Raw genomic sequence first — 24,517 nt, forward strand, 5'->3', positions numbered from 1 at the left:
AAAGGTAAAAAAGGGAGTGTTGTAAATGGAAATCACTTTTCTTCTGTCGGCGTTGTGCGGCGTCGTTGCTATTGTATTCGCGTTATATCTAGCCTCAATGATCAGCAGACAGGATGCTGGGAATGACAGGATGAAGGAAATCGCAGGCTATATCCATGATGGAGCGATGGCTTTCCTGAAAGCTGAGTATCAGTATCTTGCAGTGTTCATCGTTGCTGTAACTGCTATCCTTTTCGTTATCGGATGGCAGACATCGATCTCTTTCGTTCTTGGAGCTCTTTTTTCTATTGCTGCAGGATACTTCGGTATGCAGGTCGCTACCAAGGCAAATGTAAGGACAGCAAATGCTGCTAAATCAGGTATGAAACAGGCGCTTAAGATCGCTTTTTCAGGTGGAGCGGTAATGGGAATGGCTGTTGTTGGTCTTGGAATACTCGGACTTGCGCTACTGTATCTTGCCTTTGATGGTAAGGTAACGTACCTAACAGGCTTCAGCCTTGGAGCATCCTCGATCGCCCTTTTCGCAAGGGTTGGAGGAGGCATTTACACCAAAGCCGCTGACGTAGGCGCTGACCTGGTTGGAAAGGTTGAAGCTGGAATACCGGAGGATGACCCGAGAAATCCTGCGGTTATCGCTGACAATGTTGGAGACAATGTTGGTGACGTAGCCGGAATGGGTGCTGACCTTTTTGAGTCATATGTCGGATCCATAGTATCTGCCCTGACTCTTGGTGTTGTTCTTCTTGGAAAGAACGGAGCCATATTCCCCATGCTCCTTGCATCTGTAGGTATTATTGGAGCAATAATCGGAATTACAATATCAAACAGCTCTAAGGAGGATAATCCTCAGAGTGCATTGAACCTTGGAACATATATAGCCGGCGGTGCTACTCTTATAGCAGCATTCGTTCTCAGTGCAACGATATTTGGTGACATGAAGGCGGCATTTGCTGTTGCAGCAGGACTTATGGTTGGTATCTTGATAGGCAAGATCACCGAGATATACACTTCAGGGGACTACAAATATGTCAAGAATATTGCTGAGGAGTCACTCTCAGGACCAGCCACCAATATCATATCAGGACTCGCTGTTGGTATGTATTCAACTCTTGTACCTGTAATATTCATAGTAGTTGGAATCATTGTCTCATATTTCATAATGGGAGGAGCACAGAATCCGACCATGGGACTTTATGGTATATCACTTGCGGCGGTAGGCATGCTTTCCACTACAGGAATAACAGTTGCTGTAGATGCATATGGTCCTATTGCTGACAATGCCGGTGGTATTGCAGAAATGTCACATCTTCCAAAGGAAGTCAGACAGATAACAGACAAGCTTGACTCAGTTGGAAATACGACTGCTGCAATAGGCAAGGGCTTCGCGATAGGCTCTGCTGCCCTTACGGCACTTGCACTCTTCGCATCATACGCAGAGGCTGTAAAGCTTGGCGCGATTAACCTTCTCAATCCCCTTACTCTCGTAGGACTCTTTGTCGGTGCTATGCTTCCATTCCTGTTCGGTGCCCTCACGATGAAGTCAGTGGGAAATGCAGCGAATGACATGGTTAAAGAGGTAAGAAGGCAGTTCAAGGAGATACCTGGAATAATGGAAGGCACCGGTAAGCCTGAGTATGAGAAGTGCGTTGCAATTTCGACAAAGGCAGCTTTAAGGGAGATGATTCTTCCTGGAGTTCTTGCTATTGTCGTACCGGTAGCGCTTGGGCTTCTGCTCGGAACTGAAGCCCTCGGAGGAATGATAGTAGGTGCGGTCACTTCAGGAGTGCTGCTTGCCATAATGATGTCCAATTCAGGCGGAGCCTGGGACAATGCCAAGAAGTACATCGAATCAGGAGAACACGGCGGAAAGGGTGGTTATGCCCACAAGGCCGCTGTTGTTGGAGATACTGTAGGAGATCCGTTCAAGGATACTTCAGGACCTTCAATGAACATACTTATAAAGCTCATGACTGTTGTTTCTCTGGTATTTGCTCCGGTAATACTGGAATACGGCGGAATCCTTCTTGACCTGCTGGCAAAATAGCTGACAGAAACAGATTATTCATTAATTTATTGTTAAAAGGCCGCAAATGCGGCCTTTTTTTGTAATATTAGTTACCATATGGCGTATAATTCTTATATAGGACAATTTACTGGTATAAGGCATGAATGAAAGGAGAGCCTGGCATTGGCCGGGCGGTACACTCAATGCTTCTAGAAAAATTATTGGAAATAATCTCACAGCATCATTATAAGCCACTTACAGTTGAGGAACTTGCACACAGCCTTCAGATCCCAAGAAATGAGCTGAAGGAATTCAGGGCTGCTGTCGATGGCTTCATAAAGGACGGCACGCTCTTTATGCTTGCCAACAACAGGATAGCCCTGCCTGAAAAATTCGGGATAATCACAGGAACACTTACTGTCAACCAGAGGGGCTTCGGCTTCGTCACAAGGGGTGCCGATGAAAGGGATGCCTTCATACCTCCTACCGCGATGGCTGATGCCATGCATGGTGACAGGGTACAGGTAAAGATACTAAGGGAAGACAAGAAGGACAAGAAGGCTGAAGGCGAGATAATAAGGGTAGTTGAACGAAAGAACACTACTGTCATAGGAACATATCAGGAATCAAGGAACTTCGGTTTCGTGTCACCTGAGGATGTAAGGCTGAAATACGACATATTCATCCCGAAGAGCGGAAGGAACTTTGCTGAGCTCGATGATGTCGTCGTTGTTGATATCACGAAGTGGCCGGAGAAGGGAAGGAACCCTGAAGGGGTAATATCTGAGATCCTTGGTAAGAAGGGCGACAAGGGTGTGGACATACTGACTGTCGTCAAGAAATATGCCCTTCCTGAGGAATTCCCGCCCAAGGTCCATGAGCAGGCTGAACGGCTTTCGGAGGTAATACCTGAAAGCGAGATAACAAGGAGACGCGACCTCAGGAATCAGATGATAATGACCATAGATGGAGCTGACGCCAAGGACCTTGATGATGCTGTAACTGTTGAAAAGAGACCTGACGGTTCCTTCAGGCTTGGGGTCCACATAGCTGACGTAACTCATTATGTGAGGGAGGGTACTCCTGTTGACAGTGAGGCATTCAAGAGGGCAACTTCTGTTTACCTTCTTGACCTTGTCATACCCATGCTTCCGAAGAAGCTTTCGAACAACCTGTGTTCTCTTAATCCCCATGAGGCAAAGCTTACCCTGAGCTGTGAAATGACTATAGACAGAAGGGGAAAGGTCATAGACTACGACATATTCGAGTCTGTAATAGAAAGCAAGCTGCGTGCCACATATGAGGATGTAACAAGGGTCCTTAAGGGTGAAATGGATGAAGGTCTTGAAAAGTACAGGGAATTCATCCCAGTGCTTAAGGACATGGAAGAACTGCAGGGTGTTCTAAAGGCCAAGAGGGATGAACGAGGTGCAATAGACTTTGACTTCCCTGAGAGCAAGATAGTTCTGGACAAGCTCGGGAAGCCCATATATGTGGGACCATACCCAAGAGAGATCTCCAACAGGATGATAGAGGAGTTCATGCTTGTCTGCAATGAGACTGTTGCCGAACACATGTTCTGGACCCGCGCCCCGTTCATATACAGGGTCCATGAGGAACCGGACGGTGAGAAGCTGAAGGCATTCTCTGAGTTTGCGTTCAACCTTGGTATTCCTGTCAGGCTATACAGCGGAGTTCAGCCAAAGTCTCTCCAGGAGGTCCTGGAGAAGGTCAAGGGAAAGAGCGAGGAGCTTATCCTTTCAAAGCTGCTCTTAAGGAGCATGATGCAGGCAAGGTACTCGCCGGAGAGCGTAGGTCATTTCGGTCTTGCTGCGACCTATTACTGCCACTTCACGTCACCAATAAGGAGATACCCTGACCTTATGATCCACAGGATCATCAAAGAGTTCATCAACAAGGGGATTCCAGAGGGAAGGGCTAAGGAACTTTCAGGGCTAGTCGCTGAAGCTTCAAAGATATCCTCCGACATGGAAAGGGTGGCTGATGAGGCTGAGAGGGACCTGGACTCCCTGAAGAAGGCAGAGTACATGAGCCTTCACATGGGTGAGACCTTCGAGGGGATAATCTCGTCCGTTACCGGCTTTGGAATATTCGTCGAGCTCCCGAACACCATAGAGGGACTGATACATATAACAAGCCTCTACGACGATTACTACCTGTTTGACGACAGGCACATGAAGCTTAGGGGGGAAAGCAACGGAAGGGAATTCGGATTAGGTGACAAGGTAAATGTTCTGGTGTCAAAGGTAGACCTTGACAGCCATGACATATTCTTCGAGCTTCCTGAGCTTATCGCTGACCTTCTTGCACCTGACGAGATATTGACAACTCCACTGCCAGGAAGGAAGCCACATAGAACCGGGCCTAAGCCTTCCGGGTCAGCAGCAAGGAATCCCGTTGAAATACCGGGTAAACCGAAACAGAAGGCTGGCTTTGTGACAGGCAGAAAACCTTCACCTACAGCGAAGCCAGGCAAACCTAAACCAGGTGCGAAGAGGAAGCCTGCCCCTGCCAAGAAAAACTCTTCAAAAAGCAAACCATAATACATAGTTCATACATTGTTAATACTGTAATGTTATAATAGTGTATAGTGACTGGCGTTAATGCTTAAGTCAATATTTAGAATGAATATGTGGAGGTAGGAAAATGAAGAAACTATTTAAATGCGACGTATGCGGCTATATCTATGAGGGAGAGGCTCCACCAGCTGCTTGTCCCAAGTGTGGAGTAGGCCCTGAGCATTTCATTGCACTGTCTGACGAGGATGCAAAGAAGATATACTCATCCGACCGGACAAATGATATCCACTTCGAGCTTATCACTCTTGTTGACAAGATGATCGCTCTCTGCAACGAGGGAATCGAGCTGAAGCTTGACCCTAACTGTGTAAGGGCATTCGAAGAGGCCAAGGATGAGCTGTGGGTGATCAAGGGCAGGTCAAAAGCTGAGCTTGCAGGACATATGGCTAAGGGCAAGTGGTAAGATAAGACAGCACTGTGAATAAAATTATAAGGTCTGCATGCTTGATAAGCGTGCAGACCTTTATCATGAGACAATATAATCCTTTGGGTCCTTCTTCAGAAGGATGTAGTTGAACTTGTACAGGAACTTGTCTGCCACAGCCTTGTGGTATTCCTGTGTAAGGTGTATCCCGTCGATGAATACCTTGGAGGGCTGATTTTGCAGCGTATCCTCTGTAATCGTCTTTGCAAAGTCGATTGTTGCAATGTTCTCATCCTGGCAGTATTCGGTGATGAGCCGCCTGTACCTCTTCAGGATAATCAGTGATTCCTGATAGTCCTCCTTGCCCATTCCCCAGATTTCATTTGCAATCTTGACTGAGATAAGGGGCTGAAGCATGATTATCGGAATTATTCCTGAATCCAGTGACATGTTGATCATCTCAACCACATTGTTGAATATGATATTGGCTGTCCTTTTGCAGAGTGCGTCGTTAGTCCCGGCAATGATAAACACATAGTCAGGTTTTATGCTAAGTGCGTCTTCGTGGAACCTTATAAGAATGTCGGTAGTGGTGTTTCCGTTGATGCCCCTGTTGATCATTTCTTCCGGCGTTTCATTCTTGACGAGGTCATACCAGGACTCGCCATTCTTTACTCCATACCCTGTCAAAAAACTATCACCGATAAAAAGCAGCTTCATGGTCACCACCTCCTTGATGTTCACTCTCTATTAATATATTTTACCGTAAAAAAGTCAAAAGTAAAATATGTATTAATAAATTATGAATTAAGAATTTGAAATTTCAGACTATATCGCGAGTTATGTTTATTATATAACACAATTACCATATTTATCCATCAAATATTTCAAGTTGAACTAAAGAAGAACAGAAAATATTGGGAATATTTTAGAATAATCAAGATAGAACTGATTTGGAACAGCTAAACTATGGTTAAGTATGGATCCAAAGATATTATTTTTATTTAGCAATAACCATGCCACGTTTTAATCTAGTTTTAAACACCATGTACTAAAATGATAATGGCGGATGAAATGCAACTGTGTTTGTGTTAGTATAGGATTCAGCGGGGTGAGAAAATGAACGACAAGAAGAACAAGACCCTGGCTGAGAACAGGAAAGCGAGACACGAATATTTCATCGAGGAAGTGTATGAGGCCGGTATCGAGTTGGTTGGGACTGAAGTTAAGTCAATCAGGATGGGATCTGCAAACCTTAGGGACAGCTACGCTGACATTGTAAACGGCGAAGTGATCCTTAAGAACATGCACATCAGTCCGTATGAGAGGGGCAACATATTCAACAAGGATCCGCTCCGGGACAGAAGGCTGCTTCTCCATAAGAGTGAGATACTCAAGCTCGAGCAGTTCACAGCTCAGGAAGGCTATACTCTGGTTCCACTGTCACTTTATCTTAAGAACGGGATAGTGAAGGTAGCGCTTGCTGTAGCCAAAGGTAAGAAGAACTACGACAAGAGGGACACAATGCTTGAAAAAGCCGCGAAGAGGGACATCGAAAGAGAGTTCAAGGAACGCGGTAGATATTGACATGCAAGATTCTGCGATATAAAATAAAGTGCTGGACATAACCAGAGCCATGGGGATGTATTGGCTTCGACAGGGATATGGACGGTTTGGTAAGCGAGTAGAAGGACCCCGTGGGCCTGCTTTAAAAAACTATGGGAATTTGTAAACGCAGAAGATAATTTTGCACTAGCAGCCTAGTCTGCTACGTTCTGCCCGGGATGGCCGTTGCCTGGGGCCAGGGCGTCATTAAACGGTAAAACGAGCCTGGCAAAGCTTTGAGCCAGGAACGGAATAAATGAAGCTACAGATTCCATAGCCTGCCTGTAGGCGATGGAGGATGGAAATTTAAACTACAGAGCTACACTCGTAGAAAGCCAGGTCGGCTGATTTCTGGACACGGGTTCGACACCCGTCATCTCCACCATATTAGTACTCAATTATTGATACAATGAAAGCTCCTGATTTTCAGGGGCTTTTGTTGTATAAAAAAGAGTATTCACTGAAACATAAGGAATTATTTCCGAATACACCACACGTTGAGACAGTCGTCTTGATAGAGAGGCAAAAGGCTTGAGCGTCAATGGATATGGCGATTTAATCAAAACGTAAAAATTGTGAAAATGGCACCAAAATTGGGTAAAAATCCTGATTTTGGTGCTTTTTGCACAGGGGGGCATACTTTTACGCGAAACGCTGGAGATGATAATATGGTTATGTGCGCAATAAATTCACGATGTATTTCCACTGAGCTAGAAACTTGGTGAACATTTTGAGTTTGGGGATACTTTCTATTCAACTCTTTCTCTCTGCCAGTATATCCGTCAATTTACGGACAGGCAAGCATGGCTACTAATTGTCAAAATTCAGCAGCTCTAACATCTACAGAATATGGTGCAATAATCTGATATAATAATATAAAATACTTATTTATAGATTGCTGTTGTTATTCCATAAAAATTGCGAGTGATTGCATAACTACTTTAATATTTTTAAGAGTATAAATTTGATGCGAGAATAATAACTGCCTACCGTAGGTCAGATTTCAATTTATGAATTAGAAAATTCAAAACTTTATTTGAATATATAACTATTTATAATATGTGAAATAATTAATATTCATACTAACCTTAAGATTACTTTCATTACATATATTGATGAGAGAATATTATATCCGTATAGAAATTGTATTTTGTATAGTTAAAACATAAGGAGTGGATATTCATGGATAATATAGAAATTTCAAAGGTAGTTTGTGACTTGGTTGAGGCTAATAATCAATATTTTATGAAAACAACTGTAGAGAGGTTATCTAAAATAACAGACTATGAACTTTTTCTTAAGGAAATTGCTTTACTTAATTGCCATTGTGAATATCGGAGAAGCCGATACAGCACTCAAATAATGTCAATATGGTATGAATTAATGAGGAATGTAAATAGAGATGTTTGGGATCCAGATGGCAAGGTATCAATGAGGGGGGATTTAGCAAGTAACATTGATTATCTGATATTAAATGATCTTTCCAATACAATCAAAGAAAAGAATAAATCATTTGTCGAGGCTTGGGAGATGATCCGTCGTGAAGTAGTTGATGGTGAATATTCATGGATAAAACATATTGATAAAATTGGCTATTGATTTTCTCTGTAATTAGAAATGATAAGTAGCCTAATGTTATAATAATATTTAATGTAATTATATAAGATCAACTCCGTAAATCTAGCGATTTTAACTTTATGATACAGTAGTTGTAGTTATTAACTAATACTTCTCACAATCAAAATGCCCTCTAACCATTGACATTACTGGATTATTTGTAAAAAGCAATATGAACGAGCCAGAATTTGTTTTAATAAATAAGTATATCAAAAATATATAACACTGAAGTTAATGTTGTGAAAAATTACAACAAACCCACAAAGACGTAATTGCTATTTCAAAGACGATCATCAATTTTTTCAAGAGATATAGGATGGGTATCCTGCTCAAATTCTGTAACGCATACAAATCTAAAGGATTCAAGGTGCTGTCATTTTCGAGTATCTGCTTTGTCTGATATCCAGCAATCGTTCAATGCACATGAACATACTGACCAATAACTATTGACCTGGATTCAGTAAGGATACCGCCTACCATTTCCTTAACTCGGCTTCAATCAACTGGCAGCAATTCACAACGATTCTTGCTGAGCAGATAACAAACCAGAGCCTTAAAGATCTGACAGTTGCAGCACGAGACAATGTGTTCATCATAGATGACACTCTCTATGAAAGAAACAGATCCAAGAAATTAGAACTGCTGGCATAGGTCTATGACCATGCAAGAAATAGGTACTGTAAGGGATTCAGGTTACTCACTCTTGGCTGGTCTGACGGCAATACTTTTGTGCCTGTTTCAGGCTCTCTGCTGGCCTAAAGAAGTTATCCCTTACCGCAGGATAGGGAAGCGATATAAATTCAAAATTTATGAAGTAGATGAATGGGTTGATAGCGGGAAAAGCGCTGATATTAAATGAATACCGATGAAGATTGAAGTCCAAGTGAGATGAAAGGTGCTGACAAATTATGAGTATTTCTACGCCTTACAGTGGTGGATTGACTGGCGAACAGTTTTTTTTCTATGAGATGCGGATAGTTTCGAAACTGTATTTGAAGTGTACTAGCGTTGAAGAAATTATTGAAATAGTCAGACGCGACAATCTTTTCCAGTATCCTACAGAGCGAAAGATCAGCAAGTTTGTCCGCGCCTGCCACCGTAGAATCCTGGCGCTTAGCAATGAGAAGCTGATTTATGAGTTAGCGAACGCACCGGTTGAGGTTGCAAAACAAATAAACCTGTATGCGATGATGCGCTATAACAGGCTTGTTAGGGAGTTTATGGAAGGGCTTATTGGCGAGAAGTATCGCCAACAGGATTTTTTCTACACTAAAAAAGATATTAACATCTTCTTTTCTCGATTACAGGAACAAAACGATGATGTGGCGGCTTGGAGCGAGCAAACGATAAAAAAATTAAAACAGGTTTTGAACAAATGCCTGATTGAAACTGAAATGCTCGATAGCGCTAACGATACATCTTTGAATCCCATTTTTATCAGCGCCGAATTAGAATCAGGTATTCGAGATAATAACGACTTGACCGCACTCGCCGCATTTAATTGTTTTAGGTAGGAGGAAAGTATGGCTGACATTAAACAAGAACTTGACAGAATAAAGGAACGTATTTCGAATCCGGATTTCCTTGCTAACAAAGGACTTTCCAATGAGGTGGGAATTCACGTTTTCAATTACGATCCCAAGCATGAACTAATTGTTCGGGCGTACATTGAGCGTCTGGTGAATACACCATCCGAAAACTACAGGATAATCGAGAGAGATCTGTACAAGATCCTACTCGAAATACTGGAGGAGAAGAGACTCCTTCCTGCTATTGCGTCACTTGAGGAAAAAAAAGGCAAGGACTATCTACTTGATAAGCTTCAGACAAAAGCAATACAGAACCGATTCCTAGTCAAGCTGGGGTACGCGTCTCATCAACCGGGTGATGTGATTTTCCTAACAGGTGTCGGTAAAGTACATCCTTTCATGCGGGCTCATATATTGCTCAATGGTATGCAAAAGGATTTCACAGACATCCCAGTAGTGATGTTCTATCCCGGTGAATATAATGGGCAAAGATTGATCCTTTTTAATAAGTTCCATGACGGGAACTACTACAGAGCGTTCAATCTACTTTAATTGGAGGAAGGCACTATGAAAATTCAAAACATGTTGCAAAAGGATATCAACCGTGACATCAACGGAGTTATCCAAGTGGGCCAAGACGACGAGCATAGTCTCGTTCAAGAACTTAGTGAGTATATAATCACCAAAGAACTTCGTCGGCATTTTAATACGTTCTTTCATAATTACTCGAAAGCCATCGATAATCCAACAGATAAAATTGGAGTATGGATTTCGGGTTTCTTCGGAAGTGGTAAATCCCACTTCCTCAAAATGCTTTCATACCTTCTTTCCAATCAAAGTGTAGCGGGTCGGAATGCAGTCGACTTTTTCAAGGACAAATTCGACGATCCGATGATGTATGCAACGGTCGTTCGTTGTACCAATATCCCAACGGAATCTATTCTCTTTAACATAGACATCGAAGGCCCAATCAACAAGGATAAAACGGCAGTTATGCGTGTGTTTGCCACAGTATTCTATAATCACCTGGGGTTCTATGGTGATGATTTGAAAATCGCGAAATTAGAACGTTTCGTGGATAAAAGCGGCAAGACAGATGAATTCCGCAGAGCCTTTGAGCAAGTTAACGGCGAATCTTGGGTAGAAGCCAGATCCTCCTACGCCTTCTTTGAGGATGATATCGTTTCAGTTCTGCAGTCTGTTCTTGGTATGAGTGAAACTGCCGCTCGCAACTGGTTTAATGGCGAAGAAAACGGAAACATGAGCATTAAGCTGCTTGTTGAGGAAATAAAGGATTATGTTGATTCTAAGGGCAAAGATTTTAGGCTCCTTTTCTGCGTTGACGAAGTAGGCCAATACATTGGGGATGATGGTGATCTGATGATCAATCTTCAATCCATCGTTGAAGAATTAGGTAGTAAGTGTCGTGGAAAAGTATGGGTAATGGTAACAAGCCAGGAAGCCATCGACTCCGTCGTTAAAATCAGTGGTGATGACTTTTCAAAGATTCAAGGGCGTTTCAATACTCGGTTGTCCCTCTCTTCTGCCTCAGTGGATGAGGTTATTAAGAAACGTATTCTCGAAAAGACAGAAGATGCACAGGCACTCCTTCATATGGTTTATGACAAGGAGCACGCTGTTTTAAAGAATCTTTTTACTTTCAATAATGCGGTGCTGGATATCAAAGGATACGCTAATGGAGGAGAATTCGCCTCTACTTATCCGTTTGTCCCTTACCATTTTATTATCTTCCAGAAAGTACTTGCTGAAATTCGCAAACACGGAAATTCCGGGAAAAGCTTATCTGGTGGGGAGCGATCGATGCTCTCTGGTTTCCAGGAAGCTACACAAAAGGTTCAAAATAAGGATGAAAATGCCATTGTGCCATTCTGGCAGTTCTACGACACGGTACATACATTCCTCGAAAGTCCAATCCGCCGAGTAATTGATCGATGTCAAACAGCTGCAGATAAACATGATGGGTTAGAACAGCGAGATGTAAGTGTCCTTAAGCTTCTGTACCTGGTACGGTATATCGATGACTTCAAGGCTAACATCGATAATATCTCCATAATGATGGTGGATGACATCCGGACCGATAAGATCAAGTTAAGACGTGAAATCGCAGAAAGTTTGGAACGGTTGGAGCGTCAAAACTATGTTGCCCGAAATGGTGACACCTACTCGTTTCTGACTGATGAGGAACAGGATATAGCTATTGACATCCGCAATACATCGGTGGACAGTGCAACTATCGTACAAAGCATCGGACAGACCATCTTTAGCGATATTTATCCATCTAAAAAATACAAATACAATAAATATGATTTCGCTTATGATCAATATATTGATGAAACCCTTGTTGGTTCAGCATCGGGCGGGGTCCGATTACGATTTGTGACGGTAGCAAGTGATTATTATAATGCGCCTGAAGCAAAGCTTTTAGCGGACTCGTTCGCCAACCATGAGGCAATTGTGCTACTTTCAGGCGATGTTCACTATTTTGAGGAGCTTGAGACCGCCGCTAAAATTCGCAAATATATTAAGCAAAAGAATGTGTCCCAGTTGCCAGAAAGTATTCAGGACATCATCCGAAAGCGACAGGCGCAAGCGCGAATACTTGAAGATAGCGCGAAGAAGCAGATTGAGAAGGCTATCATCGGAGGAGCATTTTTCATTAACGGTGAAAAAGTAGATATTAAGTATGGAGATGCCAAAATAAAGTTGGATGAGGCCTTGAAACAAATCATAGAAAGTGTCTACTCCAAACTGAATTTTGTAAACAAGTTCTTTGAGAGTGATGCTGACATATTGACCATTCTCAACAGTGCACCCCACCAAACTGTTTCTGTTGGTACCGGCGCAAACAATGAATTTGCTTTAAACGAAATTAGTCAATGGCTTGAAGATCGTCATATGAACCATGTTCCTGTTTCAATGGGCGACGTGCAGCGCCGCTATCAAGCGATCCCTTATGGCTGGCGAGAAGTTGACATTGCTGCTTTGGTCGCAAGACTTATCATTTCACAAAAAGTGGAGATTCGTTATGGTGGAGCAGTTGTAGGTAAAGAGGACAAGAACCTTGTTCGCTACATGAGATTGAAATCCGAGATTGACAAGACGAGTGTTAGCCGCCGAATAGCACCTTCTGAAGATGATATGCGAAAAGCCGTTAAGTTTCTGCGCGACTGGCTTGGACAGCTGAGCATCGCCGAAGATGAAGATGGGCTAGTCTCGTTTGTTAAAGAAACATTGATCGAGAAGCTTGGTCATTACGATAACCTGCTTATTGAATATAGTCATGATCACTACCCTCAAAAAGAAGCCGTTGAAAATGCTCGAACCTTGATTTCGGAGATTCTATCTCAAAAGAATGACAACGTGGCGTTAATAAAACGCTTGCTAGCCAAACAAGATGACTTGAAAGATGCTACTGAAGATATGGAAGAAATCGAAACCTTCTTTAAGTCTCAAAGAGGCATATTTGATTCTGCAAGAAAACTGCAAAACGATCTTCAGCACGAGCGTGATTACTTCGTCACTGACCCCACCACAAATGTCAATATCAGTGAGCTTTCTTCAATTCTCGTTATGGTAAAACCCTACGGTAGAATTAAAGATCTCTCTGATCTCATTCAGAATATCAAGAAAGCCTATGGCGTTCTGTTAAAGCAGAAGAAAGATGAAGTTCTTGGTATCGTTCAACAATGTATGAGTGACGTCCACACCCTTGCAGGCGTTGGCAGCAAGGCAACCGATGAGGTTAAGAAGTCAGATGATCGATTTACAGAATTCAAAAAGAAAATCGCGGATGCAAAAAGTTTGACTATGCTCGACGCGATGATCACTCAATTACTCAACTATAAGGACCAAGTCTGTAAGCGGATAGAAACCATTTTACATGATGTTCCGGTTACCCCTGGCGTTAAGATCGCCCAGGTGCGACGCTACGATGTTTTTCCTGTGAAGCGTCTTACCTCCCGGGAGGATGTGGATGCTTATCTTGAAAGTATTAGAAAAAAGCTCTATGACACCTTGGAGGCTAACGACGGAATTCAGATTAACTAAGTGAGGGTATCGATATGAATAAAAATGCCATTCAAAAATATGCAGTCTGGGCTCGAAATGAGCTCATCGAACAGGTGAAGCAGCGCGCCTATCAATACGGAATCAGCGCCAAGGGCTACGGCGACGAGAATGCCGCAGTTATCGCCGGGCGCGTGTTGTCCGCAGACGAGAAGCGGCAACGTGCAGCTTTTGTCAGCGAAATAAAGAGAAACGGCTTTGAACAGGCAGTTGAGGATGTGGCTTACACTTGGTTCAACCGTTTTGTTGCTCTCCGCTTTATGGAGGTCAACGATTATTTGCAAACCCATGTTCGCGTGTTTTCGGACGCGAGTGGCGGTTTCAACCCTGAAATTCTCAAAGATGTTCTGCACCTCGAACTGGAAGGTTTGGACAAATCGAAAGTTTCCAAAATGCTGAACGCTAACCAAACTGAAGAACTCTACCGTTATCTACTGCTCACCCAGTGCAACGCGCTGAACGCCGCCCTGCCAGAGATGTTCGAGAAACTAGGAACCTATACCGAGATGCTATTGCCGAACAATATCCTCAAACAGGATAGTGTACTCGCACGCCTTGTGAAGGACATTGATGAGGACGACTGGAAAGATGCAGTACAGATTATTGGGTGGATGTACCAGTATTACAACACCGAGCCGAAACAGGCTGTGTTCGATGGTTTGAAGAAAAACGTGAAAATCACAAAGGAAAAAATTCCTGCTGCAACTCAGCTTTTTACACCGGACTGGATTGTACGTTACATGGTGGAAAACTCCCTCGGCCGGCTATGGCTTGAATCGCATCCGAATCCTACGCTGAAAGCGAATTGGAAATACTACCTCGACGAAGCGGAGCAAACGCCGGAAGTTGCTGAAAAACTCCGCGTTATGAAGGCGCAGTCGCCTGTGAAGTCACCGGAAGACATCCGCCTGATCGATCCTTGCATGGGCAGCGGCCATATATTAGTTTACTCCTTTGACGTGCTTATGCAGATTTATGAGAGCGAGGGCTACAATCCCCGCGATGCCGCAAGGTTGATACTCGAAAAGAACATCTACGGTCTGGACATAGACTGCAGAGCATATCAGCTTGCCTATTTTTCGTTGATGATGAAAGCACGGCAGTACAACCGTCGTATTTTCACCGATGGAGTGAAGCCGCAGGTTTATCACCCCGCAGGATTCCCAGACGGTGAGGAGTATGGCTCGCTCTTGAAAGTGGACGAACTCGAACCGATGCCTGTTGAAAATACAGGACAGTTAAGTATTGATGACACTACTTATGACTTGCAACTGAACGCTTGGAACTTCAAGCGCCTGTTGGCGCTGAAGTACGATGTCGTCGTTACCAACCCGCCTTATATGGGCGGTTCGGGCATGGGATCCAAACTGTCGGACTTCGTTAAGAAAAACTACCCCGACAGCAAGAGCGATACCTTCTCTGCATTTATTGAACGTGCTGACCAATTTCTTACTCCCCGTGGTTTTCAGTCAATGATTACAATGGAGAGTTGGATGTTTTTGTCAAGCTTTGAGAAATTACGAGACAAGATATTTGACTCCAAAACGATAATCAACCTTGTGCATATGCCTTATCTTGGTAAGGGAGGTACGAGTTTGGGTATTAACTTCGGAACAGCTGCTTTTATCTTATACAAAAAGCGAGTACCGGGTTATGTGTCCCAGTATGACTACATTCGCTATTACGAAACTACTGATGAGGGTATACCATTTGTTTTCCCTACCATTAACGAGCGTTATAAAACGGCGAAGTCAGATGACTTTGAACTAATTCCAGGAAAGCCAGTTGCATACTGGCTCAGTTCGCCACTATTTGAATCTTTTAAGTTGAACAACATAGGCGATTTTTTGACCACTCGTGAAGGAATGGCTACCGCAGACAATGATAGGTTTTTAAGATATTGGCACGAGGTTGTCACCGGTAGCATTTCGTTTTCAACTGGCAACGCTGATGAAGGAGCCAAAGAGAAAAGGAAATGGTTTCCATATAACAAAGGCGGAATTTTTCGCCGTTGGTATGGCAACAACGAGTACATCGTGAACTGGCAAAACTCAGGGCTTGAAATCAGGAACAATATTGACACTAAGACGGGGAGAATTCGTTCCCATAACTATAATGGTGCCTTTGCTTTTCGCAAAGGAATAACATGGTCAGCTCTTACAACTGGAGATATTTCAATAAGGTACTGCCCCGGTGGATATCTCTTCGATTCAAAAGGTGCAATGGGGTTTGCAATAGAACAGAAATCTCTGTTCTATTGCCTAGGCTTACTTAATTCGGCTGTAGCAAAAGAGTATTTATCATTCTTCTCGCCAACTATGGACTTTAAAGTAGGAGATGTGATTCAAATCCCTTTAGATAAATCACTAAAACATAGCGATGAGATATGCCATATTGTAAGCAATAACATAGAAATATCCCGCTCTGATTGGGATTCTTTTGAGGTGTCGTGGGACTTCAAACGCCACCCAATTCTCTGCGGCGAGCGGACAGTTGCGGCGGCGTTTGCCAAGTGGGAGCGCGAGACGAAAGAGCGGTTTGAAACTCTCAAAGCCAACGAGGAAGAACTCAACCGTATATTTATCGATATCTACGGCTTGCAGGACGAACTCACGCCGGAGGTGGAGGACAAGGACGTTACCGTGCGCCAAGCTGACTTGGGGCGCGAGATTCGCAGTCTGATTAGCTATGCTGTGGGTTGTATGTTCGGGCGGTACTCGCTGGATGACGAGGGGCTTGCCTATGCAGGCGGCGACTGGGATGCTGGGAAATACCGCTCATTTACCCCCGACAAGAATAATATCCTACCCATCTGCGACGACGAATATTTCGACGACGACATTTTGGGGCGGTTTGTAGATTTCGTGCGCGTGGTATATAGTGCGGAAACCTTGGAGGAAAATCTGAAGTTCATCGCCGACGCTCTCTGCGGTAAGGGTACGCCGCGTGAGGCTATTCGAAACTACTTCCTAAATGACTTCTACGCTGACCATTGCAAGATGTATCAGAAACGTCCGATTTACTGGCTGTTTGACAGTGGTAAAAAGAACGGGTTCAAGTCTCTCGTTTATTTGCACCGCTATTCGCGTGACCTGCTCGCAAAGCTGAGGACGGATTACGTCCACGAACAGCAGGAGCGTTATCGTACACAGCTTTCGCATATCGCTGCCGCCCTGAACACAGCTACGGGTTCAGAACGCGCACGGCTATTAAAACAACAGGATAAACTGTCAGAACAACTGAAAGAAATCACTGCCTTTGAAGAGAAGGTACATCACCTCGCCGATCAAAACATCGAGATTGACCTCGACGACGGTGTTAAGAAGAACTATGAGATTTTCACAGATGTTCTGGCGAAGATATAGGAGGACACTATGCTGTCAGAAACGATAAAACTAAGGCTCGCGGAACGGTTCGCCGCGCCGCTGACTGAATTTCATAAACGCCGAATCGTCTTCTGGCACGACGAGGACGGCGAATTTTCAGATGGAGTTGACGAACTCGATCTGTCCGGAGTGAGAGTCGTTAAACTTACCGGGTCAAACAACTTCGCCGTTAAAAAACTACTATCGGCCGATGATTTGACGGGCGACTACCTTATCTACGACCCGCTGTCCTACGAGAAAGACCAGCACGATGACTGGCTGCTGGACATCAAGCTTTATTGCGAGGATTTTCGCGCTGACCTTGTGTCGCTCCAAATGGAGGAGTTACTCGTCGAGCCGTCATCGGCAATGCGCAAGACCATGAAACTGTACTCCAAATTCCTCGACAACAAAGACCGCAAGGCAAAGCTGAAAAGAATCGGGCATACTTACCAGACACCACTGCAGCTGCACATTGACATTATGTCGGTGCTGTGCGGAATAAATGGTGGTTCGGCACAGGATGTTATCATCGCTGTTCTGTCGGCAGGCTTGGAAAAAGAAAGTAATGATGCACTAATTAATATTGAGAAGTTTGGCAACATCGAAGCATTCTGGCAGTTAGTTCACAAGCACACAGGCTATCAGAATAGCGATGACCGGCCGCTTTCCGAACTTGCAGCACATATCCTTATTACCGCTCTGTCGCAGACAATGCCAACTTCTGCCCTGCGAGGCTTGGAGCGGTTTGCGTCCGATTCTAACAAGGCATACTGCTATCAGCTTGTTCATGAATGGCAACGCGGCGACGGCAGTGGTGACTTGGAAGAGATTTGTCATTATGTAGAGCGTGAATTGCGCCTTGGCGACCGCTTTGACAAGACGGAAATAAGTATTCTTCTAAAGAGCGATACGTTCCCAGCTATCAACGAAAGCATACTCAAGCGTTATTTTAAAGAGATTTCTGAGAACGTCATAAAAGTTGAGGACATCATTGGTGCTGTAGAAAACCGACGCACCGCTGCTTGGTATGCCCTGACCGAGGATTACCTCGAAAGTTTGTATTACATCGCAAAAATGCAAGAGTTTTACCTCCTACATATCGATGGCTTCCACATCGTTGAGCCTGTGAAAGTCTGGAAACTATATACAACCGATGCCTATGAGATGGACAGCCATTATAGGCATTTCCACTTCTGCTTCGGCAATACCCTGAAAAGTCCGAATGCTCTCTTGGAAGATGCTTTGAAGAAGTGTTCCGATGTAGTCGAGGGTTTATACCGTGAGTGGTTCCTGAAGCAACTCACTTTTACTTGGACAAAAGCCATAGAGAGCGATTTGGAGTCGCTTGGCTATGTTTCTGAGATAAATGAACAGCGAAGATTCTATAACCGATATGTTTCACCGAACGTAAGTAAGGGAAACCGTGTGTTCGTAGTAATTTCGGATGCTCTGCGCTACGAGGTTGCCGCCGAACTATCCGAAACCCTGAGCCATGCAACCAAGGGTACGGCGTCACTTGAAGCGGTGCAAGCTGTGTTCCCAAGCATCACGAAATTTGGGATGGCAGCTCTACTGCCAGGTAAAGAGGTATCGGCAAACAAAAAGATCGACGTATTTATAGATGGCAATCCTACCGTCAGCACTGCTCAGCGCGGCACTATACTGAATGCCGCTAACCCTGAGAGCGTAGCGGTTACCTATAAAGATCTGCTTCAAATGAAAAAACAAGAACGGCGTGACTTGGTTGCAGGCAAGGAGATTATATATATCTACCACAATACGATTGACGCTATTGGTGATAAAGCTGCCACCGAAACGAAAGTGTTCGAGGCTTGCAACGATGCAATTGACGAATTGACCGCCATCGTCAAAATTATCGTAAACGATCTGAGTGGAGTGAATATCTTTATCACCGCTGACCACGGCTTCCTATACACCTACAAGCCCCTTGAAGAAAGCCAGAAAATCAGCAAGCAGACCTTTAACGGCGATATATTGGAGCTCGGTAGACGTTATGCTCTCGTGTCACCTGATACGAATGCTGACTATCTATTGCCTATCAAAACAGAACGGACTATCGGCGGCGAGCCAATGAAAGGTTATGCTTCACAGAATACAGTCCGTATCAAAGTACAGGGCGGCGGCGAGAACTATGTCCATGGTGGCATTAGTATGCAGGAGATGGTTGTTCCGGTCATCGTCTATAAGGGTATGCGAACAGGCTACAAGAAGTATGTCGAGGTACAGAATCCGGGACTTTCACTCATCTCTGAAAGCCGTAAGGTGTCAAACCTGATGTTTTCACTCGACTTCCTGCAAAAGCAGCCGGTTGGTGATAAGGTTCAGCCGTGCAATTACACCCTGTATTTTACCGACGAGGTTGGCGCACCTGTTAGCGACTTCCAGATAGTTATTGCTGATAGAATAAGCAATAACGCCTCTGACCGAGTATTCCGCGTAAGATTTACGCTGAAGCAGGCGCAGTACAACAAAAATAAATTATACCGCCTTGTTATTGCAAACGATACTGACGCACCAGAAGAGGTGGAGTTCCGCATTGACATTGCGTTTGCCGATGATTTCGGCTTTGATCTGTAAAACAAGGAGGATTCTGCAATGGATTTAGAATCAACTGGGTATACGCCGGAAACAGAAGATGCAAACGAGGCCATCGATCGAAAACTGCGTGAACATTTTGACGGAAAGATTGTCCGCAAAGACCTGACCAAAGCTATCAAAGAGGGCGCAAATGTGCCTGTCTATGTCTTGGAGTTTTTGCTTGGACAGTATTGCTCTTCCGACGACCCTCAAATTATCGAAAGCGGCGTCGCAAACGTTAAACGAATTCTTTCAGAGAATTTCGTGCGACCTGACGAAGCACAAAAGGTTCTTTCCGGCTTACGTGAACGCGGCAGCTACACAGTCATTGACCGCATAACGGTCAGCTTGAATATTAAACTCGACCGCTATGAAGCTGATTTTTCAAACCTTGGCGTTCGGAACATTCCTATATCTTCAGACTATGTATCAAAGTACGACCGCCTACTCTGCGGTGGTATTTGGTGTATTATCGGACTTGAATACGAGTATATAGAGGAAGATAAAAAATCCACACCAATTCGCATTGTGAAGTTGACGCCGATTCAGATGCCGCACATCGACATGGATGAAATTAAGAACGGTCGTCGTGCCTTTACAAAGGACGAATGGATTACAGTCTTGCTTCGTTCAACAGGGATGGAAGCAGACCGCTTCACCAATCGCGAGAAGTGGCTGCAACTCGCCCGTATGCTCCCACTGATTGAAAACAACTTTAACTTATGCGAACTTGGACCCCGCAGCACCGGCAAGTCACACCTTTATAAGGAGATCTCACCGAACTCCATACTTGTGTCTGGTGGGCAGACTACGGTTGCTAACCTCTTCTATAATATGGCGAGCAAGCAAGTCGGGCTTGTCGGCCTTTGGGATTGTGTGGCTTTCGACGAAGTGGCAGGCATAACTTTTAAGGATAAAGATGGCGTTCAGATCATGAAGGACTATATGGCTTCCGGATCTTTTGCCAGAGGTAAAGAGGAAAAGGCAGCATCCGCTTCAATGGCATTTGTGGGTAATATCAATCAGAGTGTAGATGTGCTGCTCAAAACCTCACATCTGTTTGATCCATTCCCAGAAGCGATGGCTTATGACACGGCATTCCTCGATCGTATGCACTGCTATGTGCCAGGTTGGGAGATCCCGAAATATCGCCCTGAATCATTCACCAACGACTATGGTTTCATTACTGATTACCTCGCGGAGTTTATGCGGCAGATGCGAAAAGAGCCTTTCGGTGACGTGTGCGACAAGTACTTCCGCTTTGGAAGCAACCTGAACCAACGAGATGTTATTGCTGTCCGCAAGATGGTGTCAGGCTTCACTAAGCTGCTTTATCCCAACGGCGAGTTTACAAAAGATGATGTGAAGGAAATACTGACATTTGCACTCGAAATGCGCCGCCGTGTTAAGGAACAGCTAAAGAAAATCGGCGGGATGGAGTTCTATGATGTGAACTTCTCTTACATTGACAATGAAACCTTTGAGGAACATTATGTCTCAGTGCCGGAGCAAGGTGGCGGCAAAATAATACCTGAAGGGCTGACGAACCCTGGCAATATCTATACCATCTCTCAGGGCAAGACCGGAATGATAGGCGTCTATCGTCTCGAAACGCAGATGATTCCCGGCAACGGCAAATTTGAGCGTACAGGGCTTGGATCTGATCGTGATGCAAAAGAAGCTACAAACACAGCGTTCAACTATTTGAAGGCGAGCGGTAACCAGATTAGTGGTCAAATCAGCACAACGACGAAAGATTACATTATCAACTACCAAGATCTGAACGGCATTGGAATGACGAAATACCTTACATTGCCGTCTGTTATTGCGCTTGCCTCCTGCGCTTTAAACAAACCGACGCTATCAAGCCTCGCGGTTCTGGGCGAAATCAGCATCAGCGGAACAATCCTCAAAGTCGATGAGCTGGCGAGTGTCTTACAAGTCTGCCTTGATGCCGGTGCGAAGAAGGTGCTGATACCTATAACGTCTGCTGCTGAACTTGGAACGGTTCCATCAGACCTCATCGGCGCGTTTAGTTTGATATTTTATAGTACACCGCAGGAAGCTGTGTTTAAAGCTTTGGGTGTGGAATAAGGGAGGGCAAGCATGAGTTATTCTGTTACTAAGCACGGAGAGGTCATATCACGAGAAATAATTAGCACAGTGAAAACACGCTACGAAACTGTGACACGTTCCATCAATAGAGAATTCTGGAACTTACAGAGTGATACAAGTCACAGTATGCTTGTCGGTTCATTTGGTAGAGGAACAGCAATAGACACGAGTGATATTGATGTTCTAGTCGAACTGCCGAAAAGCGAATATGACCGCTATGACATCGTGAAAGGCAACGGTCAATCACGCCTATTACAGGCTGTCCGTAGTGCTATACAAACCGCTTACCCCAGAAGTGACGTCAGAGCAGATGGTCAAGTAGTTAAAATTAATTTCAGTGACGGCGTTAGATTTGAGGTCTTGCCTGCTTTTCAAAGTGTGAGCTATTGGGGACAAAGTGATCCTACATACACTTATCCCGACACGAATATGGGCGGCAACTGGAAATCAACAAATCCGAAAGCAGAACAAAATGCAATGATAATAAAGAATAACAGCAGTAACGGTTTGCTCTTTGATACCTGCAAACATTTTCGCAGGGTGAGAGATAATCATTTTAGCAGCTACCATCTCTCTGGAATCGTGATTGACAGCTTTGTTTACGCTGCGATGGGAAATTGGCAATGGACACGGGAAGGTGGCTCGTCATCAGCCGCTCAAGGTGACTACGAAAGGGTGCTTTCCGACTATTTGAATCAAAATTCGTCGTACTGGCTACCATTAATGATTTCAGCACCGGGAAGCAATCAGACCGTTGATACTGCTTCAAGTATAGAATGTCTTAAAAAAGTGGTTAGCTACATAGCTGATTGATTTAAAAGAGAAGCGAGGGAGAAAAATGTCTGTAGGAGATTGGTTTAGTGCATTCTGTGACAATATCCGTATTAGCAGTGATGATGTGTCTACAATCAGAGCTCGTTATTACCAAATCACTAAGCGAATAAACCTTGATTATTATGGCACGTCCTCTGATACGGCTCATAGCTTGTACATCGGTTCTTATGGACGTCACACAGAAATTTATACAAGCGATATTGACATGCTCATGCAGCTGCCATATGCTACATACGAAAAATTCAATAAGTACTCCGGTAATGGACAGTCTGCGTTACTTCAAGAAGTGAAGAAAGTGCTGGCTAAGACCTATAGCGTTACGAATTTAAAAGGCGACGGCCAGATTATCAGTCTTCCGTTTCAAGATGGAATAAACATTGAAGTGTTGCCGACCTTCATAAATAAAGACGGCAGCTACACCTATCCGAACTCCAATAACGGTGGTAGTTGGAAAACAACAGATCCGAAAGCTTAAATTAACGCGATCAAAGAAATGAACGATAAGTGCAATGGGAATCTTAAACACTATGCAGGATGATGCGGGTTTGGAAAAATAAATGCAGTGTTGATATAAGCGGGATACTGATAGACATTCTTGCTCACCGATTTATTTCGTCTTGAAAAGAACGGGACAAGTCACTTATTTATTATGACTGGATGAGTCGTGACTTTTTTAAATATCTGAGTGAACAAGACACACAGCAAACGACATGGCAAGCGATGGGAAGCAATCGATATATTTTTCACAGCGGGTCTTTTGTGTATAAGGCTAAAATTGCATACAATACTGCTGTAGCGGCAATTGAAGAAGAATCCGACTTTCCGACAACAGCAAAATCAAAATGGAGGGAAATTTATGGAAACAAGTTCCCCACATAAAGAGGCTCTAGGGACGCAAATTCGAGAGGCTTACGGGCGTATAGTCTACACTTACACGACGCATTTAAAGAAGATGAACCGGTTGGATAAAAACAATCGGTATATCAAGTATGCCCAGATTTTGCTGTCGGCAATATCGACTGGCGGCTTTTTGGGGTCATTGATTACTAATCAGTTAGTTATGACATGCATAGGTGGCATTTTTTCAACAGTCTTGCTATTTCTGAATCTTTATTTCAAGGACTTTAATCTCATTGAAGAGTCGAAACAACATAGAATTGCTTCGGACAATTTATGGTTAATCCGGGAACAGTACATCTCTTTGCTTACTGACTTTGATGTTCTTTCCGAGGATGACATAATCGCAAAACGGGATGAACTGCAAAAACTCACTTTCGAGGTGTATAATAAATCGCCTAAAACCGACGCGAAGAGTTATTCTGACGCACAGAAAGCCCTTAAAACTGAAGAGGAGCAGTTCTTTACCCCGGAGGAGATTGATAAAATGCTTCCAGCACATCTTCGAATGGGGAAATGAATGCAAGCGATGAAACACAAGATATCTGCATGCCTTCATAATTAGACGTTTATGGGCTTTAGGGAATGTTAATGATTTACATTATAAGACACCAAAACGCGAAAAATATAAAACGACCACTTATCCAATTAGTATTGATATATCCCCTCGAACGGAAATATCCCTAAAAACTCGTTCGACGTATTCCCTTGAACGAGGAAAATCAAAAAGGGTGTATCGGCGTATTTACCCCTACGAAAAAATGCAAAAACACACTCCAGACATCAATACGAGCGGTTTGAGCCATGTTGAGACAGTAGTTGTAAGAGGCGCGAAATTTTTGCGTAGACTAGCTATGCTTGTCTAACCGTAAATTGATGGATATACTAGCAGAGAGAAA

The 24,517-nt window shown here is 43.9% G+C and carries 16 protein-coding genes and 1 other RNA gene; 16 read left to right on the forward strand and 1 reads right to left on the reverse strand.

What is annotated here, in order from left to right:
- Positions 1-25: 25 nt before the first annotated feature.
- The 3 genes from T472_RS11215 to T472_RS11225 all read left to right on the forward strand — a co-directional run bounded on the left by T472_RS11215 (position 26) and on the right by T472_RS11225 (position 5,008).
- A complete protein-coding gene (locus T472_RS11215) occupies positions 26-2,044 on the forward strand; it encodes a sodium-translocating pyrophosphatase (RefSeq protein WP_023389117.1) in 2,019 nt (672 codons plus the stop codon).
- A gap of 164 nt (positions 2,045-2,208) precedes the next feature.
- Positions 2,209-4,569 (forward strand): ribonuclease R, encoded by a 2,361-nt coding sequence (gene rnr / locus T472_RS11220; protein ID WP_023389118.1) that lies wholly within the window; start codon positions 2,209-2,211, stop codon positions 4,567-4,569.
- Between the two features lie 103 nt (positions 4,570-4,672).
- Positions 4,673-5,008: a rubredoxin-like domain-containing protein gene (locus tag T472_RS11225; protein ID WP_023389119.1), complete on the forward strand. Its 336-nt coding sequence runs from the start codon at positions 4,673-4,675 to the stop codon at positions 5,006-5,008.
- A gap of 63 nt (positions 5,009-5,071) precedes the next feature.
- On the opposite strand, the gene T472_RS11230 is transcribed toward T472_RS11225, so the two are convergent.
- Positions 5,072-5,689 carry a GDSL-type esterase/lipase family protein gene (locus T472_RS11230; protein WP_023389120.1) on the reverse strand — a complete coding sequence of 206 codons (618 nt, stop codon included), beginning with the start codon at positions 5,687-5,689 and terminating at the stop codon, positions 5,072-5,074.
- A gap of 399 nt (positions 5,690-6,088) precedes the next feature.
- Between T472_RS11230 and smpB the strand changes: the two genes are divergently transcribed.
- The 13 genes from smpB (at position 6,089) to T472_RS11290 (ending at position 24,138) form a co-directional block, all read left to right on the forward strand.
- The gene (smpB, locus tag T472_RS11235; protein WP_023389121.1) at positions 6,089-6,556 is read left to right on the forward strand and encodes an SsrA-binding protein SmpB; all 468 of its coding nucleotides are present in this window, start codon (positions 6,089-6,091) and stop codon (positions 6,554-6,556) included.
- A 51-nt stretch (positions 6,557-6,607) separates the two neighbouring features.
- Positions 6,608-6,959: a transfer-messenger RNA gene (ssrA, locus tag T472_RS19370) on the forward strand.
- A gap of 797 nt (positions 6,960-7,756) precedes the next feature.
- Positions 7,757-8,173: a hypothetical protein gene (locus T472_RS11240; RefSeq protein WP_023388099.1), complete on the forward strand. Its 417-nt coding sequence runs from the start codon at positions 7,757-7,759 to the stop codon at positions 8,171-8,173.
- Between the two features lie 926 nt (positions 8,174-9,099).
- Positions 9,100-9,705 (forward strand): DUF1819 family protein, encoded by a 606-nt coding sequence (locus T472_RS11250; RefSeq protein WP_023388006.1) that lies wholly within the window; start codon positions 9,100-9,102, stop codon positions 9,703-9,705.
- Between the two features lie 9 nt (positions 9,706-9,714).
- Entirely contained in the window at positions 9,715-10,272 is a 558-nt protein-coding gene (locus T472_RS11255) for a DUF1788 domain-containing protein (RefSeq protein ID WP_023388007.1), read from the forward strand.
- 15 nt (positions 10,273-10,287) lie between these two features.
- Positions 10,288-13,788 carry a BREX system P-loop protein BrxC gene (gene brxC / locus T472_RS11260; protein WP_023388008.1) on the forward strand — a complete coding sequence of 1,167 codons (3,501 nt, stop codon included), beginning with the start codon at positions 10,288-10,290 and terminating at the stop codon, positions 13,786-13,788.
- Positions 13,789-13,802: 14 nt separating this feature from the next.
- A complete protein-coding gene (pglX, locus tag T472_RS11265; protein WP_023388009.1) occupies positions 13,803-17,171 on the forward strand; it encodes a BREX-1 system adenine-specific DNA-methyltransferase PglX in 3,369 nt (1,122 codons plus the stop codon).
- Positions 17,172-17,180: 9 nt separating this feature from the next.
- Positions 17,181-19,772 carry a BREX-1 system phosphatase PglZ type A gene (gene pglZ / locus T472_RS11270; RefSeq protein WP_023388010.1) on the forward strand — a complete coding sequence of 864 codons (2,592 nt, stop codon included), beginning with the start codon at positions 17,181-17,183 and terminating at the stop codon, positions 19,770-19,772.
- An 18-nt stretch (positions 19,773-19,790) separates the two neighbouring features.
- On the forward strand, positions 19,791-21,866 hold the full coding sequence (gene brxL, locus T472_RS11275; RefSeq protein WP_023388011.1) for a protease Lon-related BREX system protein BrxL: 2,076 nt from the start codon (positions 19,791-19,793) through the stop codon (positions 21,864-21,866).
- A gap of 12 nt (positions 21,867-21,878) precedes the next feature.
- Entirely contained in the window at positions 21,879-22,700 is an 822-nt protein-coding gene (locus T472_RS11280) for an SMODS domain-containing nucleotidyltransferase (protein ID WP_023388012.1), read from the forward strand.
- Between the two features lie 25 nt (positions 22,701-22,725).
- Complete coding sequence (locus T472_RS20335) at positions 22,726-23,196, forward strand: SMODS domain-containing nucleotidyltransferase (RefSeq protein WP_242864798.1); 471 nt, start codon at positions 22,726-22,728, stop codon at positions 23,194-23,196.
- Between the two features lie 245 nt (positions 23,197-23,441).
- Entirely contained in the window at positions 23,442-23,600 is a 159-nt protein-coding gene (locus T472_RS20340; RefSeq protein ID WP_242864799.1) for a hypothetical protein, read from the forward strand.
- Positions 23,578-24,138: an SLATT domain-containing protein gene (locus tag T472_RS11290; RefSeq protein ID WP_023388013.1), complete on the forward strand. Its 561-nt coding sequence runs from the start codon at positions 23,578-23,580 to the stop codon at positions 24,136-24,138. The genes T472_RS20340 and T472_RS11290 overlap by 23 nt, the downstream gene beginning before the upstream one ends.
- Positions 24,139-24,517: the final 379 nt, after the last annotated feature.

Origin of the sequence: Youngiibacter fragilis 232.1, assembly GCF_000495435.3 — a bacterium.
Lineage (GTDB): Bacteria > Bacillota > Clostridia > Clostridiales > Clostridiaceae > Youngiibacter > Youngiibacter fragilis.

Excerpts from the sequence above, each read along its gene's own strand:
- pglZ (WP_023388010.1), top strand. The coding sequence starts at position 17,181 with ATGCTGTCAGAAACGATAAAACTAAGGCTCGCGGAACGGTTCGCCGCG.
- T472_RS11255 (WP_023388007.1), top strand. The coding sequence starts at position 9,715 with ATGGCTGACATTAAACAAGAACTTGACAGAATAAAGGAACGTATTTCG.
- T472_RS11280 (WP_023388012.1), top strand. The coding sequence starts at position 21,879 with ATGAGTTATTCTGTTACTAAGCACGGAGAGGTCATATCACGAGAAATA.
- brxC (WP_023388008.1), top strand. The coding sequence starts at position 10,288 with ATGAAAATTCAAAACATGTTGCAAAAGGATATCAACCGTGACATCAAC.
- T472_RS11290 (WP_023388013.1), top strand. The coding sequence starts at position 23,578 with ATGGAAACAAGTTCCCCACATAAAGAGGCTCTAGGGACGCAAATTCGA.
- T472_RS11230 (WP_023389120.1), bottom strand. The coding sequence starts at position 5,689 with ATGAAGCTGCTTTTTATCGGTGATAGTTTTTTGACAGGGTATGGAGTA.
- T472_RS11225 (WP_023389119.1), top strand. The coding sequence starts at position 4,673 with ATGAAGAAACTATTTAAATGCGACGTATGCGGCTATATCTATGAGGGA.
- T472_RS20335 (WP_242864798.1), top strand. The coding sequence starts at position 22,726 with ATGTCTGTAGGAGATTGGTTTAGTGCATTCTGTGACAATATCCGTATT.
- rnr (WP_023389118.1), top strand. The coding sequence starts at position 2,209 with ATGCTTCTAGAAAAATTATTGGAAATAATCTCACAGCATCATTATAAG.
- pglX (WP_023388009.1), top strand. The coding sequence starts at position 13,803 with ATGAATAAAAATGCCATTCAAAAATATGCAGTCTGGGCTCGAAATGAG.
- brxL (WP_023388011.1), top strand. The coding sequence starts at position 19,791 with ATGGATTTAGAATCAACTGGGTATACGCCGGAAACAGAAGATGCAAAC.
- T472_RS11250 (WP_023388006.1), top strand. The coding sequence starts at position 9,100 with ATGAGTATTTCTACGCCTTACAGTGGTGGATTGACTGGCGAACAGTTT.
- T472_RS11215 (WP_023389117.1), top strand. The coding sequence starts at position 26 with ATGGAAATCACTTTTCTTCTGTCGGCGTTGTGCGGCGTCGTTGCTATT.
- T472_RS20340 (WP_242864799.1), top strand. The coding sequence starts at position 23,442 with ATGGGAAGCAATCGATATATTTTTCACAGCGGGTCTTTTGTGTATAAG.
- T472_RS11240 (WP_023388099.1), top strand. The coding sequence starts at position 7,757 with ATGGATAATATAGAAATTTCAAAGGTAGTTTGTGACTTGGTTGAGGCT.
- smpB (WP_023389121.1), top strand. The coding sequence starts at position 6,089 with ATGAACGACAAGAAGAACAAGACCCTGGCTGAGAACAGGAAAGCGAGA.